The 15,766-nt window shown below is 49.7% G+C and carries 14 protein-coding genes; 8 read left to right on the plus strand and 6 right to left on the minus strand.

Features of this window, described 5'->3' with window-relative positions:
* Window positions 1-198: 198 nt before the first annotated feature.
* Window positions 199-1,725, plus strand: a complete 1,527-nt coding sequence (locus D9A02_RS11770) for a trimethylamine methyltransferase family protein (protein ID WP_120501143.1) — start codon at window positions 199-201, stop codon at window positions 1,723-1,725.
* On the opposite strand, the gene D9A02_RS11775 is transcribed toward D9A02_RS11770, so the two are convergent.
* The 3 genes from D9A02_RS11775 to D9A02_RS11785 are packed head-to-tail and all read right to left on the minus strand — an operon-like array spanning window position 1,712 to window position 5,837.
* Complete coding sequence (locus D9A02_RS11775) at window positions 1,712-2,698, minus strand: LysR family transcriptional regulator (protein WP_120501144.1); 987 nt, start codon at window positions 2,696-2,698, stop codon at window positions 1,712-1,714. The genes D9A02_RS11770 and D9A02_RS11775 overlap by 14 nt on opposite strands.
* Window positions 2,699-2,742: 44 nt before the next feature.
* Window positions 2,743-5,328 carry an ATP-binding protein gene (locus D9A02_RS11780; RefSeq protein ID WP_120501145.1) on the minus strand — a complete coding sequence of 862 codons (2,586 nt, stop codon included), beginning with the start codon at window positions 5,326-5,328 and terminating at the stop codon, window positions 2,743-2,745.
* 5 nt (window positions 5,329-5,333) lie between these two features.
* Complete coding sequence (locus D9A02_RS11785) at window positions 5,334-5,837, minus strand: molybdopterin-dependent oxidoreductase (protein ID WP_120501146.1); 504 nt, start codon at window positions 5,835-5,837, stop codon at window positions 5,334-5,336.
* Between the two features lie 196 nt (window positions 5,838-6,033).
* On the opposite strand from D9A02_RS11785, the gene D9A02_RS11790 reads away from it, so the two are divergent.
* On the plus strand, window positions 6,034-6,636 hold the full coding sequence (locus tag D9A02_RS11790; RefSeq protein WP_120502512.1) for a response regulator transcription factor: 603 nt from the start codon (window positions 6,034-6,036) through the stop codon (window positions 6,634-6,636).
* A gap of 71 nt (window positions 6,637-6,707) precedes the next feature.
* On the opposite strand, the gene D9A02_RS11795 is transcribed toward D9A02_RS11790, so the two are convergent.
* The 3 genes from D9A02_RS11795 to D9A02_RS11805 are packed head-to-tail and all read right to left on the minus strand — an operon-like array spanning window position 6,708 to window position 9,020.
* Window positions 6,708-7,760 carry a methyltetrahydrofolate cobalamin methyltransferase gene (locus tag D9A02_RS11795; RefSeq protein WP_120501147.1) on the minus strand — a complete coding sequence of 351 codons (1,053 nt, stop codon included), beginning with the start codon at window positions 7,758-7,760 and terminating at the stop codon, window positions 6,708-6,710.
* Window positions 7,761-7,770: 10 nt separating this feature from the next.
* The gene (locus D9A02_RS11800) at window positions 7,771-8,697 is read right to left on the minus strand and encodes a methylenetetrahydrofolate reductase (RefSeq protein ID WP_120501148.1); all 927 of its coding nucleotides are present in this window, start codon (window positions 8,695-8,697) and stop codon (window positions 7,771-7,773) included.
* Window positions 8,698-8,723: 26 nt separating this feature from the next.
* Entirely contained in the window at window positions 8,724-9,020 is a 297-nt protein-coding gene (locus D9A02_RS11805; protein WP_120501149.1) for a virulence factor, read from the minus strand.
* A gap of 231 nt (window positions 9,021-9,251) precedes the next feature.
* Between D9A02_RS11805 and D9A02_RS11810 the strand changes: the two genes are divergently transcribed.
* The 6 genes from D9A02_RS11810 (at window position 9,252) to D9A02_RS11835 (ending at window position 15,752) form a co-directional block, all read left to right on the plus strand.
* The gene (locus D9A02_RS11810; RefSeq protein WP_120501150.1) at window positions 9,252-10,364 is read left to right on the plus strand and encodes a Ppx/GppA phosphatase family protein; all 1,113 of its coding nucleotides are present in this window, start codon (window positions 9,252-9,254) and stop codon (window positions 10,362-10,364) included.
* Entirely contained in the window at window positions 10,364-11,092 is a 729-nt protein-coding gene (locus tag D9A02_RS11815) for an RlmE family RNA methyltransferase (protein ID WP_120501151.1), read from the plus strand. The genes D9A02_RS11810 and D9A02_RS11815 overlap by 1 nt, the downstream gene beginning before the upstream one ends.
* 91 nt (window positions 11,093-11,183) lie before the next feature.
* Window positions 11,184-12,170, plus strand: coding sequence for a TraB/GumN family protein (locus D9A02_RS11820; RefSeq protein ID WP_120501152.1), 987 nt, complete (start codon window positions 11,184-11,186; stop codon window positions 12,168-12,170).
* A 170-nt stretch (window positions 12,171-12,340) separates the two neighbouring features.
* Entirely contained in the window at window positions 12,341-13,171 is an 831-nt protein-coding gene (locus D9A02_RS19240; protein ID WP_162933048.1) for a hypothetical protein, read from the plus strand.
* A gap of 232 nt (window positions 13,172-13,403) precedes the next feature.
* On the plus strand, window positions 13,404-14,324 hold the full coding sequence (locus D9A02_RS11830) for a manganese-dependent inorganic pyrophosphatase (protein WP_120501154.1): 921 nt from the start codon (window positions 13,404-13,406) through the stop codon (window positions 14,322-14,324).
* Between the two features lie 225 nt (window positions 14,325-14,549).
* Entirely contained in the window at window positions 14,550-15,752 is a 1,203-nt protein-coding gene (locus tag D9A02_RS11835) for a glycosyltransferase family 2 protein (protein ID WP_120501155.1), read from the plus strand.
* Window positions 15,753-15,766 lie beyond the last annotated feature (14 nt).

Raw genomic sequence — 15,766 nt, forward strand, 5'->3', positions numbered from 1 at the left:
GGTGATCTCCGGGAATAAAGATTTTCCTGTAATGGCGTGGTTTATGGCTCAATGGTCAATTGTGATCTGGGTGCTTCTTATATTTTCGTATGGGGAATTCGAAAAAATAGAAATAGAGAGAAGTTACTTGCGGATAAGGCACGTTGGCGGTCCATAACAGGATAAGTAAATTCACATCACTTGGCAAAAGAGGCTCGGATGACCGAAGACGTTGGGCAAAAAGCACGCAGATCCGGCCGTCGGAAGAGACTTGCCAAAAGTGCGGCCCCGCCAAAGGTCAACCCGGCCCCTCCGGGGCAGCTAGGTGGCATGTATCAACCACTGACAGAGGCTGAACTTTCATCAATCTATGAGACAGCCCTGCGTCTGCTCGAGGAGTTGGGCATGGGTGAGGTGCCTGACAATTTGGCCAAAATCCTGACCGAAGCCGGAGCCAAAGCCATTCCCGGCGAACGCTATAGTTTCCCACGCACGATGGTCGAAGAGATGATGGGCAAGGCGGCAAAGACATTCACGTTACATGGGCGTGACGATGCGCGATCCATCGAGGTGGGTGGCAAATCTGTACATTTTGGAACTGGGGGCGCCGCTGTTCAGGCGCTGGATCTTGAGACCGGACTGTATCGCGAATCCACGTTGAAAGACTTGCACGATTTTACCCGGCTACAGGATACTTTGAACAATGTAAGCTGGTTCACCCGGTGCTGTATCGCGACAGATGTTGCAGACCCTTACGATTTGGATGTGAACACCGCCTATGCGTTGATGAAAAACACGACCAAACCTGTGGCGACAGCATTTACCTTGGCCGAACACGTCGAGCCGATCGTCGAGATGTTTGACATAGTGGCTGGTGGTCCGGGAGAATTCTCTCGTAAGCCGTTTTTGAAAGTTCACATAAGCCCGGTAATTTCACCCATGCGGTATGGAGAAGACGCAGTGGATGTGACGTTTGAATGTATCAAACACAATATACCATTATCGTGCATCACTGCTGCACAAGCCGGGGCAACGGCACCTGCTACGTTGGCTGGGTTTCTAGCACAGTCACTGGCCGAAACACTGGCCAGTCTGGTGATGGTCAATGCGATCAAACCGGGTCATCCGATGGTGTTTTCGAACTGGCCGCTGGTAATTGATTTGCGCACTGGTGCCTTTGCGGGGGGCGGTGGCGAGATTTCCGTTCTCAACGCGGCATCAGCACAGCTGAGCAACTGGTTGGGGTTACCGTCTGGTGTGGCGGCCTCCATGACAGATGCCAAGGCAATCGATGCCCAGTACGGGGCAGAAAAGGCGATGACATCAGTGGCGGCAGCTTTGGCGGGGGGCAATCTGATCTACGAATCCTCGGGCATGACAGCGTCGCTATTGGGGGCCAGTTTTGAGGCGTTCATTTTGGATGACGAAATGCATTCCAGCACCTACCGGATGCTGCGCGGGATAGAAGTGACCGAGGAAAACCTTGGGTTTGACGCTATTTGCCATGCGGTTCTGGGGGAGGGGCATTTCCTAGGCGGCACGCATACATTTGAGGCAATGGAGAGAGACTATTTCTACCCAAGCCTTGCTGATCGTGACAATCCAAGAACCTGGCAGGAGAACGGTGCGTTAGATGTCTGGCAGCAAGCCAATGCAAAAGCGAAAGCCATCCTATCGGATTATCAGCCACAGTATCTGTCAGCTGAGCAAGACGCGAAGATTAGGGAAAAGTTCAAGATTTTGTAAGGTCAGTATCGTCTGGCATCAGGTTGAATTGATCCCGCAGCCATGGGAATTTCTGGGTCATTGGTGAAATCGAGTGCGATTGAATAAGATTTCGCAATGTTTGATTAATCGCTGTCAGAATTTGCGGAGCACACAGGTCGGTCGTGAAAACAGAAATGAAACGTGCGAACTCTTTGCCCGGAAACGGCACCAGTTTGATCTGGCGGTGAAATCGTCTTGCACGCATAAAGTTTGTTGGTGTTGTGATCGCCCAACCATGACCTTCAGCCACCATGTTCATCAGAGTTTGATTGCTGTCGAATTCAAACTGCACTGGTTGTGAAATACGCAAGCGACGCAGCTGCGTTTCAATCTGCGTACCGATGATCTGGTTTTGATTGTAGCGCAGTAAGGGCAGGGTGCTGGGATCGTCCAACAGGCGTTCAGGCGGGGTATCATTTGTTGCGGGCAAAATCATCACGAAGGGATCGCGTAACAATGGTATTTCATTCAAGTCTGGTTGAGGAAATTGCGGACGGGTGGCTACGCCGATATCGATATCGTTGTTCTTGAGCAGTTCCAAAATATCATGGCTGGGTCGTGTTAGGTGCTGGAACCGACAATTTGGCATGCTGTCGATCAGGCTTCGGGCCAGTTCCGGTGTGATCTCACTGTCAAAATCCTCGATTAATGCCAGCTTTAGGTTCCGTGTCTGTGAAACATTTTCTGTTGTGGCCTCAGTTTCGGCCTTATGGATCAGGCGCATCGCTTCGCTGATGTTGCGTTGAAAAATGCTGCCTTCGGAGGTCAAACGGATAGGGCGACGTTTGTGATCAAACAGCTGTACGCCAAGCTCATCTTCCAGACTGCGCAAGTGATGGGATACGGTGCTGATAGAAAGACCTGCCTCTTCCGACGCTGCCTGAAGCGAGCCGTGCCGAGTAATCAACAGAAAGATTTCAAGCCACTTAAGGCTGAGGCGGGTTTTTTTCATTCCTTATGGCTAACACGAAGATTTTAACGCCGAAAGCCAGACTATTAGACTTGGTCACGATTTTTCAATGTATCCATCGCTGCGCAAGCTAACTGCCAAGCCTTCGGGAGGGTACGCAATTCCTGATAGGCTGTATCAAGATCGTTTTCCGTCACAGCCGTTTCCGCCCGATTAAGAATAGATTGCATAGTATTTGCGCCAAAGGTAGCACAGGAGCCGGCCAGCTTATGGATCGTATTGGTTAAGTCTTGCGCGCTTTGCCCCTCAAAATTCTGCAATTGGGTGGTTAATGCATCACCTTCGTCCCGGAACTTGTTCAGCAACTCGTCTAATTCTTTGTTATTAATGGACGCGCGAAATTGATGGAATGTTTGCGTATCAAAATCCATGTTTGGTTTTGGGCCGCCGACCTGTATTTTGGGATTGCTGTTGGCCACTAACATACGAAGATCGCCTTTGCGCAAAGGTTTGGTATAGATTTCTTCCTTATTGTCGCGTTCGGCAGCTGTTTGGGACGCCAATGCAGCATGGGCTGTTAGAAAGACAATTCTTGTGCTTTCTGACGCGGTGAGGCTTTGTCTGATGGCTGCAGCTGTTTCGGTTCCACTCATTCCGGGCAAATTGATGTCCATAAAAATAAGATCAAATACCTGTTTCGACGCAAAGGAAATTGCTGTTTCACCGTCAGTGACAGACTGAACGTCATGACCATCGTTGCTAAGCATTTGTTCAAGAACCATACGGCTGCTGACATTGTCTTCTACCAAAAGAATTTTCTGTGGTGCCGAGGCGGCAATGTGGCGTGTGGGCGCATCAGTTTGACTGAGTTCAACATTTTGGGGAACAGCCGGAAGAGGTAGTTGCACCCAAAATACGCTGCCTTCCCCAGGTTCACTTTCGACTCCAATAACGCCCCCCATGAGTTGGACCAATTGTTTCGTGATGCTCAAGCCAAGGCCACTGCCATCTGGGGTGTCTTGATTTTGATCATTTAGGCGGACATATTCATCAAAGATGCGATCAATGTCCCCAACGTCGATTCCGATACCTGAATCGGTCACCTGAATTTCAACAAGATCGCCTTCCGCTTTGCCAATGCGTGCAGCCTCCACCGTGATCGTGCCATTTATCGTAAACTTTGCAGCGTTGGATATGAGGTTCAACAGAACCTGACGTAGTTTGTCTTGATCTCCTTTTACAATGCCAATTGATTGATTTGATGATATATTCTTTATTTCACTGTTATTATCTAGTGTCACAGGTGTCGCGGTAAGGACCAGTTCAGACAACATTTCTTCAAGATTGAAATGCGTTTCATTTTTTGCCAGCACATTGGTTTCCCCAGTGCGTAGCATTTCCACAGCGTCATTGACTTGATTGAGCAACAGGTTGCTTGAGGTTTGCAAGATGCCAAGATGGCGTTCCTGCTCATCATTCAGTGGGGTGTCTTCCAGCAAATCTAGCGTGCCGAATATCCCTTGTAGCGGCGTTCTCATTTCATGGCTCATAATCGCAAGAAAACGTGCTTTAGCACGTTCCCCTGCAAGAGCTTTGTCGCGCGCATGAGCGACATGCGCTTCAGCTTGTAAACGGCGAGAAATATCACGTAAGAAACATACGCAAACCGTGTCATCTTCTGTCGCGGTGATCTTGGCTGAAAGCTCAACCGGGAAACTGCTACCGCTAGCGGTTTTAGCACTGAGGTCAGTACTATGGATTGGGTTAACTGCACAGGCAGTGAACAGGTCTTGAGCTGCGATGGGCTGTAGGTTTTGATCATGATCGCGCCGAAACAGAATGTCTTGAATGTTTGTGGGCGTATTGTTCTGACCTGTTTTGAAATCAAGTAGCTTGGTCGCAGTAAGATTGGTTTCAAACAGTGTACCATCTTGTTTGACGACCAATGCCGCATCCAGTGACGTGTCAAGTATGGTCTTTAGTCTATTGAGAATAATGAGGTTTTCCAAAGCTTGTTTTCGGTGAATGCGGTCACTTCGCCATAAGAAAGACAAAAGCGCGAGTAAAACGGATAGCAATACTAAGCTTAGTACCGCCAGTTGCCGCAACCGGTTGGCCAATATTGTGCGCTCTTGCGCGACGTGTTTGGCTTCGGCTTTGATGCTCTCAATAGAGAGGCTACGCATCAAGGGAGTAAGTTGATTGAAAGCGGCCAGCAGATCTTGGGTGTGCTCCGCAAGCATTTGATTATCCGCGTCAATATGCGGTAAGGCTTCACTGAGTGTGTCTACGATCTTTCGTAAGTGGGTTCGCGGTTCAGTATCGGAAAAGGCACTATTAAATGTACCACCATCTTTTACGCCGATGATGCGGCTGTATAAAATATCATATCTTAGCCTGGCATGATCAATACTGCTGTCGTCGTTTGGCTCAACGCGCTCCAATGCTAGAATGAATTGCAAATGATCCCGCTCCATCTGCGTCAAGGACCAACGCAAGTTGTCATTGACCGTTGTACGGTATTTGTCGAATTGTAGAAAAACTTGTGCGGTCATTGCGATCGTTGCAATAAAGAAGATTACAGAAAACATGCCAAAAACCAGGATGTGACTGCGTAAAGACGCAAGATACAAAATTATATCTTTTAATATGTAATTCAATGATTTAGACATTAAATCTAATAAGGTTTAACCATAATTTTTGTCAACTGCCATATGCTGCGCAGATAATAAAACTCGGTACGGTACTTTGCGTCTGAATCATAATCATACACCAACCAAAGAGGCCCATTTTCGCGCAAAGTCATGACTTCTCCATTGCGGGCATAGGCCAGTACTGCTGTATCTTCATAAAAATCGGCGGCAGGTACTTCGATGGAGTACTCGTTCTCTGCTACGAGTTCAAGCTGAGCAGACTGAATGTTGAGATGCTGCAGCAGTGCTTGTATCTGGACACCGGTAAAGGTCTGTTCCCCGTCTGTCCATATGGTCGTAGTGGTTACTGTTGTATCCGGGAAATCCATAAGGTCCGCACGGGTGAAATCAATGGTTCGGTTTTTTGAGTTGCCGTCAGTCTGGATCTGAATGGTCAGAAGTATTTCCTCCGTTTCCTGACTTAGGGAAGACGCAGGCGAGAGAAAAAAAATCAACGCCAGGATGGAAATTGTAACATGTTTTAACATAATATTATCCTGTGATTGTTTATTAACATAGCAACAGGTCGTAAGAGTTGAGAATAGACAAAATTAAACACCCTTCAAATCAATTTTTAACATCCCATCTGGTCAGGACGTAAGGTTTTTTGTATACCGCGTAGTGCAAGCCTGTATAGTTTGCACCAAAAATTAATACGTCATGCCTTGGGCAAGAGAGGCCATGATGCATAAAATTCTAATCGCAGATGACCACGACTTGGTGCGTGGAACCATCGCAGAATACCTTCGCTCCAGCGGAGGTTTTGAGGTTTTTTGTGCTCCAACATTGGAAGATGCGATTACCGTCAATGCTCAGGAAGCGCCGTTTTCCCTGATCTTATTAGATTATTCCATGCCGGGTATGGAGGCCTTATCCGGTTTGGCAAAAATGCAACGTTTAACAATGTGTCCAATTGCAATTCTTTCTGGAACCGCACCGAGAGATATCGCTCGTATCGCAATGAAGGCCGGGGCCGCCGGTTTTTTACCTAAAACGCTTTCGCCTGCTTTGCTGCTTGGAGCTGTTCGCCATATTTTGGCTGGGAATGTCTATACTCCAGAGGAATTGGACAGCGACGATGATGATTCTGACCTAATATTACTGACCCCGCGAGAGAAAGATGTTTTGTTGGGGCTGGCTCAAGGACAGTCTAACAAAGAAATTGCTCGTGACCTTGATGTGCAGGAAGTCACAGTAAAACTGCATGTGAAAACATTGTCTAGAAAACTGGGCGCACGTAATCGGACTCATGCGGCGATGCTGGCACGGGACAAAGGCCTGCTTTAAATGCGGATATGTTTGTGAAACGAAAAAGCCCAGCACAATGGCTGGGCTTTTGGTTTGCGTATACCTGTGATTTAGGCGCGACGACGGCGACGACCACCACCACCGCGACGGTCTTCGCCATCGGCCGAAGGAGGCTTGTTGAACTTGATCCAGTTGCCGCCATGTGGGTCGTTGTTGGTCAGGAAGTTAGCCGCGCGGATGGCTTCCATTTCCTTGCCCGAGCGGGCTTTCATCGAGCCAAGGCCAAACAGCTGACAGAAAGTTTCATCATCCATGTCTTCTGGCAGGATGAGGCCGGCTGCCGCAACGGCTTCTTTCTTGGCTGCAATTTCCGCTTGCTTCACGGGCAGGGCAATCGGGTTCATGATCGCGGAAGTCATGCCTGCGCCCATTGCCATTGGCAGGAATGCGTTGTTAATACCGTGACGATTTGGCAGGCCGAACGAAATGTTCGAGGCACCACAGGTGGTGTTCACGCCTAGTTCTTCACGCAGGCGTCGTACCAATGTGAACACTTGTAGTCCCGCTGTGCCCATCGCGCCGATTGGCATGACCAATGGGTCAACAACGATGTCATGCGCTGGAATGCCAAAGTCGGCGGCACGCTGAACAATTTTCTTAGCAACTTCGAAACGCACATCGGGATCTTCTGAGATACCCGTGTCATCGTTGGAAATTGCAACAACTGGAACATTGTACTTTTTGACCAAAGGAAGAACCATTTCAAGGCGGTCTTCTTCACCAGTGACTGAGTTTAGCAGCGGACGACCCTCTGCTGCAGCCAAACCAGCTTCAAGTGCACCGGGAACCGAGCTGTCAATGCACAAAGGTGTATCAACTAGGCCCTGAACCAGCTCGACGATTTTGGTCATCAGTGGTGGTTCTGTCTCGTTCGGGTTGGGGTTGGAGTTGTAGACAACGCCCGCGTTAATATCGAGAATGGTTGCGCCAGCGGCAACTTGTGCCAGCGCGTCGCTTTCGACGGTTGAGAAATCGCCGGCTTCCAGCTCGGCTGCCAGTTTTTTACGACCGGTGGGGTTAATTCGTTCACCGATGACGCAAAAGGGCTCGTCAAAGCCCATGACAGCGGTCTTGGTCTTGCTTTCAACAATAGTGCGGGTCATTTTCGGTCCTTCACGACGCGTTTACAGGTTTGGCAGCTTCGCCACCGTTTTCGATCGCCCAGTTGGCGTTTGTCTTGATTCCACCAAGCGGGAAGAAGTGGACTTTCGTGATGTTGAAGTCCGGGTTCGCCGCTTTGTGGGCTGCCAGTTCCGCCAGAACGTCCGTGGGCTCGTATGGCAATAGCAGCTTTGTCACGTCCATAGCGCGTTTTTGCAGAACTTTCAAAGATGGCCCAACGCCGCAGGCAATCGCGAATTTGATCAAAGTCTGCAATTTGGCCGGGCCTGCGATACCAATGTGAACCGGAATCGTGATGCCAGCTTCGCTCAGCGAGTTCGCCCATTCGATGATTGGCTTGGCATCAAAGGCAAATTGCGTTGCCAGTGCCATTTTAGCATCGGTGGTGTCATTGAACTTTTGTTTCCAACGCAGGGCATCGTCAACATTTTTGGTCGATCCATCAGCATCGATATCTTTGTTACCCTCGGGGTGGCCAGCAACGTGCAGGCGCTTAAAGCCCGCCTTGTCGAATTCACCGCTTTCCAGCAGCTGCATTGAGGAATGGTAATCGCCATGAGGTTTGTCCACGCCGCCAGCAAGTAACAGGGCCTGATCAACATTGGCCTCGCCTTGGTAACGGGCAATCCAGTCAGCCAGAGTGGCCTGATCTTTGATGATCCGCGCAGGGAAGTGCGGCATCACAGGGAAGCCTTCGGCAGCAATGCGCTTGGCGGTGGCAACCATTTCTTCGATGGGTGTGCCTTCGATATGGGCAATATATACCCGCGTGCCTGCGGGCAGAAGATCACGAAAATCTTCAACTTTTTCTGCGGTGCGCGGCATTACTTCGATTGAGTAATCCTGCAAAAACGCGTGAACTTGTTCGTTTGGCACAGTGGCCGCTTTGTCACGTTTCTTGAAGTTTAAAAGAGCCATTACGGCCTCCCGTCATAAATAGGGGGTTAAGCCCATCCATCGTTGGCGATCAGTTGCTTGATACGCTCGCGATCATATTCCGCATCGATCCGATTGGCCTCGGCTTCGACAACTTCGTTTGCGTCACCATCCATTGGGTATGGGGCCGCTTTGCGCCATTCAGCAAGATAAGCATCGCTATCGTCTGCACCAATCTTCATTGCAGCGCGGTCGATCGCTTGCTCAAAGCGTTCAGGCAGTTGTTTTTTCGCTCCGCGGCGACCTTTTCCGACAATAACCTGTGCCGGAATATCGCGCCAATATACGATTGTGACGTCAACCATTGATGATTCCTCTTAGTGGTCCCACTTCTCTAGAGCAGGAGCGCTGACTTTCGGCGTCGTTTTTCGACAGAACTTAAACAAGCAGCGACTTCTGCGGCACCATATGTCGTTTCACACGGTCAATAAAGCACGAGTTTCCGAGGTCATTGTGATGCAAGCGAAAGTCGCCACTTGCGCCAACGAAATCGAATGCCTAAGCTTGAGGTAACTCGAAATGGAGGGCGTGCCGTTATGACGCCCAAGCGTCCCAAAAGTGCGGGCGCGATCCCGAACAAGGTTGAGAGCCCCGCACTGATCTCGCCTAAGTCCGGGCCGCTTTATGCGGCGTTGGATCTGGGGACAAATAGTTGTCGTATGCTGGTTGCCCACCCACAGGGGAACCAGTTTAAAGTCGTGGATAGTTTCTCTAAATCAGTACAGTTGGGCACCGGTTTGGAAAAAACTGGTCGACTGTCACGGTCTTCGATTCATCGCACGATCCAAGCCCTGCGCGTGTGTCAGCAAAAACTTAAGCGCCACAATGTTCAACGCAAAAGGCTAGTCGCGACAGAGGCCTGTCGACGGGCCAGCAACGGTGCGCAATTCATGGCCCGGGTGAAGCGTGAAACTGGGCTTGTGTTAGATATTATCGAAACACAGGAAGAAGCACAGCTTGCTGTCGTATCCTGTGCGCCGCTGGTGCATTCGCACACCGATCAGCTGTTGGTCGTGGATATTGGCGGTGGGTCGACCGAATTGGTCTGGATCGATCTGACCGCGGTACCCAGAAAAGAACGTGCCAAGGCTATTATGGGAATGCACGGTGGATTTGCGGCACGAGGCAGTACAAATGGTGGCGCCAAGGTCGTCGATTGGATCAGCGTACCGCTTGGAGTAGCAACACTGCGTGATCAATTTCGTGATGTCGAGGATGATAGCGCGCGCTTTGCCCTCATGAGCTGGTTCTTTGAGGAAAATCTTTCCGAATTTGCTCCCTATAAATATGAACAAAAACGTGAAGGTTTTCAAATTATTGGTACATCTGGCACGGTGACGACTGTTGCCGCCAGTCATCTGGACCTGCGCCGCTACGACCGCAACCGGGTCGATGGATTGCAAATGACCAGCGATGAAATTGACAAAGTTATTCAAAGTTATCTGACTTTAGGGCCGGAAGGGCGGCGACGTGACCCAAGGATTGGGCTGGACAGACAGGCGCTGATTATGTCAGGTGCGGCGATCTTGCAGGCTCTTTTGCGCTGCTGGCCCACTGATCGGCTGTCTGTCGCAGATCGGGGGCTGCGCGAAGGCATGCTCTATGCGATGATGGCAGGCGATGGTGTCTTGAAAGGCGGAGAAGACTGATGGCAAAACGGCCCGATGGAAAAAATACCTCTGGACGCGGCCAGCGGGACCTGACCGTCAAGGTTAAGACGGCGCGTGGGCGCCGATCTTCTTCAACTCGTTGGTTGCAACGTCAGTTGAATGATCCTTACGTCAAACGCGCGCAGGCCGAAGGGTACCGCGGACGTGCAGCGTTCAAGATTATGGAGTTGGACGATAAATTGGGCTTTCTTGTACCCGGTGCCCGAATTCTGGATCTGGGTTGTGCCCCTGGTGGTTGGTGTCAGGTTGCTGTGCCACGGGTAAATGCCCTTGGCGAGAGCGCCGGAAAACCACAAGGCACCATTCTGGGAATTGATCTGCAAGAAGTCGAGCCACTTGCCGGGTGCGAATTCTACCAACTGGATTTCATGGAAGACGATGCTGATGAAAAAGTCAAAGAATGGCTAGGCGGCAAGGCTGATGTAGTGATGTCGGATATGGCGGCCTCTAGCTCTGGTCACAAACAGACAGACCACCTTAGGATCATCGCGCTTTGTGAAGCCGCAGCCTATATGGCGTTTGACGTGCTAGAGGAAGGTGGTACATTTGTGTCCAAGGTACTAGCAGGTGGGGCCGAGGGCAGCTTGCAAGCCCTATTAAAGCAACGTTTCACCAAGGTCATGAACGTCAAACCGCCATCCTCTCGTTCTGACAGCTCAGAGAAGTTTGTTGTGGCGATGGGTTATCGCGGTGCGACCGAAGAGTAAACGAAAACGAATACCTTGCATTCTCTCTTGTACGGCGGGCTGGCGTCGATAATGTGTCGCCAGTCCTGACACTCTTGAGGGTATAGAGTTTATGCACCGTTTGATTGCCGCTATTTTATTTGCTGTAACGCCTCATCTTGCTTTGGCACAGGCCGAATGCACCGGCATGGATCTGATCGCAGCATTGCCTGCTAAGGAATTGCAAGCGCTTGAAGGTTTGGCCGCCACCGCGCCGTATCCCGAGGGGATCTTGTGGAAAGCTAAAAAAGGCGTGCAAGAGATTACCATTTTTGGCACCTACCATTTCCCACATGAGCAGACACAGGCGCATCTTGAGGCGCTGAAACCGATGATCGCCGAGGCTGAGGCAGTATATCTTGAGATCTCTAACGCAGATCAAGCCCAGATGGGGCAAGAGATGGCCAGTGATCCGTCGATGATGTTCATCACTGAGGGGCCAACTCTGGCTGACCTGCTAAGCGAGGAGGAATGGGCGAACTATTCCGCGCAGATGTCCGACCGCGCGATCCCGTCTTTCATGGCGGCCAAATTTAAACCGCTCTGGGCGTCGATGATGCTGGGTGTCGGTCCATGCGAGGCGCGCAATGGCGCAATGGAGGGGGGTGGCATCGACACGTTGATTGGCGATTATGCGGCAGAGCTGGCTAACCCAAGCCGTTCGTTGGAGGATTTTCGCACTCTGATGACGATGTTGGATGATTTACCGCAAGAGGATCAACTTGATATGATCCGTTTATCATTGGACCTGCCATTTAGCGCTGATGATTTATCGTACACATTGAAAGCACAATATCTGGCGCAAAATATCGCGTTATTATGGGAATATTCGCGCAAAACCTCGGTCGAGCAGGGCGGTGAAGGGGCGGAGGAGGATTTTGCTCTTTTGGAAGAAAAAATGCTGACTAAGCGGAACCATGATTGGATTGAGGTGCTGACAGATCCTGGTTTTCCAGATCAAGTATTTGTCGCTGTTGGGGCAGGGCATCTGCCGGGAGAAAACGGCGTTCTTAATCTCCTGCAGGAGCAAGGGTATAAAATTGAGCGATTGAAACTGTGACACGTAAAATCGGCTGAAGCTCCATACGACGATTGCGTATTACCTCTGTACACAATCTGGAGCTAGCAGGTTCTTTCTGAAACTGAATAGTCCTTTTACACAATATTATTGACCAAATATTCCTCATCGTGCCACGGTAGGTAAACACTTTTGATGAGGTATTTTTTGAGATGCGATTTCCTATACAAAGATTTTTTCTCTTAAGTGTGATTATGACACTCGTGAACGGACTAGCAGTTTCTGCTCATGCTCAGAGTAACGATAGTGGCACCTCAGATGGGCCACAGTGGACATATTATGAAGAAACGGGTCTTGGTATTCTATCTGCCGCAGATGCAGAAGGCGGGTATTTTTGTACATCTCCTAACTGGTCTGTAGCTGAATCTGGATTTCCAGATGCAGCAAACTGGAGTATTCATTTTGTGGCTGAATCACCAAATTTGCTTTTGAAACAGTTTAGGGGCATGGGCTGTGATTTCATTTCTCTCCCAGTTGTTGCGGGGGACAAGGGCAAGGCGTTGCGTGCAGAAGCTGAAGGATTAGGCCTGACTGAGCTGACGACTATGATGCAGGATTATGCGGGTGCTGAGTCAGCCCCACCAGTGCCACAAGCCGCTAAAATTGAGCTAATGCAAAACGCTGCGAGCCAGTGTTCCGTAAATGCCATTCGGTCATTAGTGTTTGATTGCACCTGTGTTGGCGAAACGGTTGGGAAAAATGTGGACGCCGGAAAAATCAAAATGTTAGCTGACAATCAAACAACAATTTCTAGATATAGAGATGAGGTCTATACAGCTGAATGTTTAAATGAACCCGCGATTAAGAACTATGCTAAAGAAAGCTGTCTGGAGCTGCAATTTAGCATAAACCCAGAAAACCTCAGCGATTGCCTTTGTGAGGCAGAAAAAGCGTTCGAAGAATTACGGACAGATTTTTCCATCGATACGTTAGATGTGGGGAAGATTGTGACATATGATATTTTAACATCTTGTAACGGTTGATTTTTATTATGACAGAAGTGGTTTTTCTCTAGGTTGGAGAAATACTAGTATTTCGGTTGGGAGATGGGTGTTGCTCTTAATTCGTTAGGAATACAGAGTGAACTTCAACTGGAGTGCATCTTTATGATGCCAGTTGCCACGACAAGGCTGCCATGCATCTTGAACAGGTGACAAGCAGGGCAGAGCCTTCTATAAGGCGCGCAAATTCATATCTCTTGCAGGATCACATGTTATGACCACGCTTGTTTTTGGCCACAAATCCCCCGACACAGATTCCACCGGATCGCCGATCCTATGGTCCTGGTACCTCAACGAGGTGAAGGGCGCCGACACCAAACCCGTCTTGCTGGGGGAGCCTAATACTGAGGCTGCCTTCATGCTGACACGCTGGGGTTTTGAAAAACCTGAGATCATCGCCGATGTAATTGATGATCAGGCATGCATTATAGTCGACACCAACAATCCGGCTGAACTGCCGGCCAGTATCAACGGAGCGGATGTGCAGGCGATTATCGATCACCATAAACTGGTCGGCGGCCTGGAAACTAAAGGCCCGATTGACATCACCATTCGCCCATTGGCCTGCACCGCAACCATCATGCTGGACTTGATGGGTGATGATGCCGCCAAGATGCCCGATGCCATCAAAGGTGCTGCATTGACCTGCATTCTGTCTGACACGCTGGAATTCCGCAGCCCGACTACCACAGATCATGACCGCGCTGTCGCTGAAAAACTGGCCGCTGAGCTGGGCTTGAACGTTACAGATTATGCCGCTGAAATGTTTGCCGCCAAATCTGACGTGTCCGAGTTTTCCGACGCCGAACTGATCCGCATGGACAGCAAAGAATATGAAGTGAGCGGCAAAAAATTTCGTGTCTCCGTTCTGGAAACCACCGCGCCAGAAATCCCACTGGGCCGCAAAGAGAGTCTGATGGAAACTTTCAAAACCGTTGAGGCCGAGGACGGCGTTGATCAGGTTCTGCTGTTCGTGGTCGATATCCTGAAAGAAGAGGCCACATTGCTGGTCCCGAACGATCTGGTGAAAACCGTGGCTGAAAAATCCTTTGGTGTATCCGTTAATGGCGACGCCGTGGTTCTGCCGGGCATCATGAGCCGTAAAAAACAGATCATTCCAAATCTGGCAATCTGAAGACATCTTTTATTTCAAATGGCTGGGTGCAATCCGCAAATTGCGCCCAGCCACACAAGAACTGATCCTGATGTTTGAATTGATATTAATGCATGGGGTTCTCATGCAGCGTTAGCGTTCCAGTGACAAAAAGCCCTTTTTCGAAAATACCCTAGCCATACTTTGGTCGAAATCTGGAATGATACATTACAGTCACAGCGTTCATAACCATACAGATTAATATTAATGTTACATCAACCGATCCAAAGCCAATCCGTTGCATTCGTTTTGCCTTGTCTGAATGAAGCACAAACGATTTCGCAATGCGTTACCCGCGCCTGCGAAGCGCTGGAGATACTCCGATCACAATACCATCTTGATGGCGAAGTTATTGTTGCCGATAATGGAAGCACCGATGGTAGCCAAGAATTGGCCCGTATCGCCGGAGCACGCGTTGTAGATGTCCCACATCGCGGATACGGCGCTGCTCTGATCGGCGGTTTTGCGGCCAGCGATGCCGAATATCTTGTGATGGGCGACAGTGATTGCTCGTATGATTTTGTCGATGCCGTTCCCATGATCAAAACGCTTATGAATGGCTCTGACTTTTGTATGGGGTCGCGGTTCAAGGGTGAAATCAAACCTGGCGCGATGCCGTGGAAAAACCGCTACATCGGAAATCCGGTTCTATCGACAATATTGAGGGTCCTGTTCCGAACCAAAATCAGTGATGCCCATTGTGGTATCCGAGCAATCAGAAATTCTGCTTACAAACAGCTCAAACTGTCGTCAACCGGAATGGAATTTGCCTCAGAAATGGTGCTAAAGTCTGTTTTGCTTGATCTCGATATTGCCGAAGTTCCCGTCACATTGTCACCGGATTTGCGTGGGCGGCCACCACATTTGAATCCCTGGCGAGATGGATTGCGGCACCTTATTTATATGCTGATGCTTAGTCCAAGCTGGTTGTTTATGGTTCCCGCGGCTGGGCTTTTGTCATTTGGCAGTTTCATGTTGATGGCCCTGTTGTTGGGCGGCAATGCGGAAATGGTAAATGTAGCAGGCTTTAATGTAGGCGACCATTGGGCTGTTGTTTCTGGCGGTTGCATCGTAATCGGTGTGCAAACAGCACTCTTTGGGCTTATGGCACTTCAATACAGTTATCGAGAGGGCTTTCGTCAGGCGACTCCACTTGCCCGCACTTTTCTGGGGCGCTCCCGTTTGCAATATTGGTTACTGGCAGGAATGGCGCTGATGTTTTCCGGATTTGTCTGGGCTGGCTCAATAGCCACTGGGTGGATCGCATCAGATTATGGGGTGTTAAATGAGATGCGTGGCATGATTACTGCGTTTACCTTGATTATGTCAGGTGCGCAGATCTTTTTTGGCGGTTTCCTCATGTCTATCTTGTCTGGTAACCGGTCTCGCCACTCTTCTGTTTTGTCATAAACTGACGCTGCGCT

Source organism: Roseovarius sp. EL26 (assembly GCF_900327775.1).
In the GTDB taxonomy this organism is placed as follows: Bacteria; Pseudomonadota; Alphaproteobacteria; order Rhodobacterales; family Rhodobacteraceae; genus Roseovarius.

What these genes read in the sequence shown, in the direction of transcription:
- D9A02_RS11770 (WP_120501143.1), top strand. Translation starts at nt 199, where the DNA reads ATGACCGAAGACGTTGGGCAAAAAGCACGCAGATCCGGCCGTCGGAAG.
- D9A02_RS11775 (WP_120501144.1), bottom strand. Translation starts at nt 2,698, where the DNA reads ATGAAAAAAACCCGCCTCAGCCTTAAGTGGCTTGAAATCTTTCTGTTG.
- D9A02_RS11780 (WP_120501145.1), bottom strand. Translation starts at nt 5,328, where the DNA reads ATGTCTAAATCATTGAATTACATATTAAAAGATATAATTTTGTATCTT.
- D9A02_RS11785 (WP_120501146.1), bottom strand. Translation starts at nt 5,837, where the DNA reads ATGTTAAAACATGTTACAATTTCCATCCTGGCGTTGATTTTTTTTCTC.
- D9A02_RS11790 (WP_120502512.1), top strand. Translation starts at nt 6,034, where the DNA reads ATGCATAAAATTCTAATCGCAGATGACCACGACTTGGTGCGTGGAACC.
- D9A02_RS11795 (WP_120501147.1), bottom strand. Translation starts at nt 7,760, where the DNA reads ATGACCCGCACTATTGTTGAAAGCAAGACCAAGACCGCTGTCATGGGC.
- D9A02_RS11800 (WP_120501148.1), bottom strand. Translation starts at nt 8,697, where the DNA reads ATGGCTCTTTTAAACTTCAAGAAACGTGACAAAGCGGCCACTGTGCCA.
- D9A02_RS11805 (WP_120501149.1), bottom strand. Translation starts at nt 9,020, where the DNA reads ATGGTTGACGTCACAATCGTATATTGGCGCGATATTCCGGCACAGGTT.
- D9A02_RS11810 (WP_120501150.1), top strand. Translation starts at nt 9,252, where the DNA reads ATGACGCCCAAGCGTCCCAAAAGTGCGGGCGCGATCCCGAACAAGGTT.
- D9A02_RS11815 (WP_120501151.1), top strand. Translation starts at nt 10,364, where the DNA reads ATGGCAAAACGGCCCGATGGAAAAAATACCTCTGGACGCGGCCAGCGG.
- D9A02_RS11820 (WP_120501152.1), top strand. Translation starts at nt 11,184, where the DNA reads ATGCACCGTTTGATTGCCGCTATTTTATTTGCTGTAACGCCTCATCTT.
- D9A02_RS19240 (WP_162933048.1), top strand. Translation starts at nt 12,341, where the DNA reads ATGCGATTTCCTATACAAAGATTTTTTCTCTTAAGTGTGATTATGACA.
- D9A02_RS11830 (WP_120501154.1), top strand. Translation starts at nt 13,404, where the DNA reads ATGACCACGCTTGTTTTTGGCCACAAATCCCCCGACACAGATTCCACC.
- D9A02_RS11835 (WP_120501155.1), top strand. Translation starts at nt 14,550, where the DNA reads ATGTTACATCAACCGATCCAAAGCCAATCCGTTGCATTCGTTTTGCCT.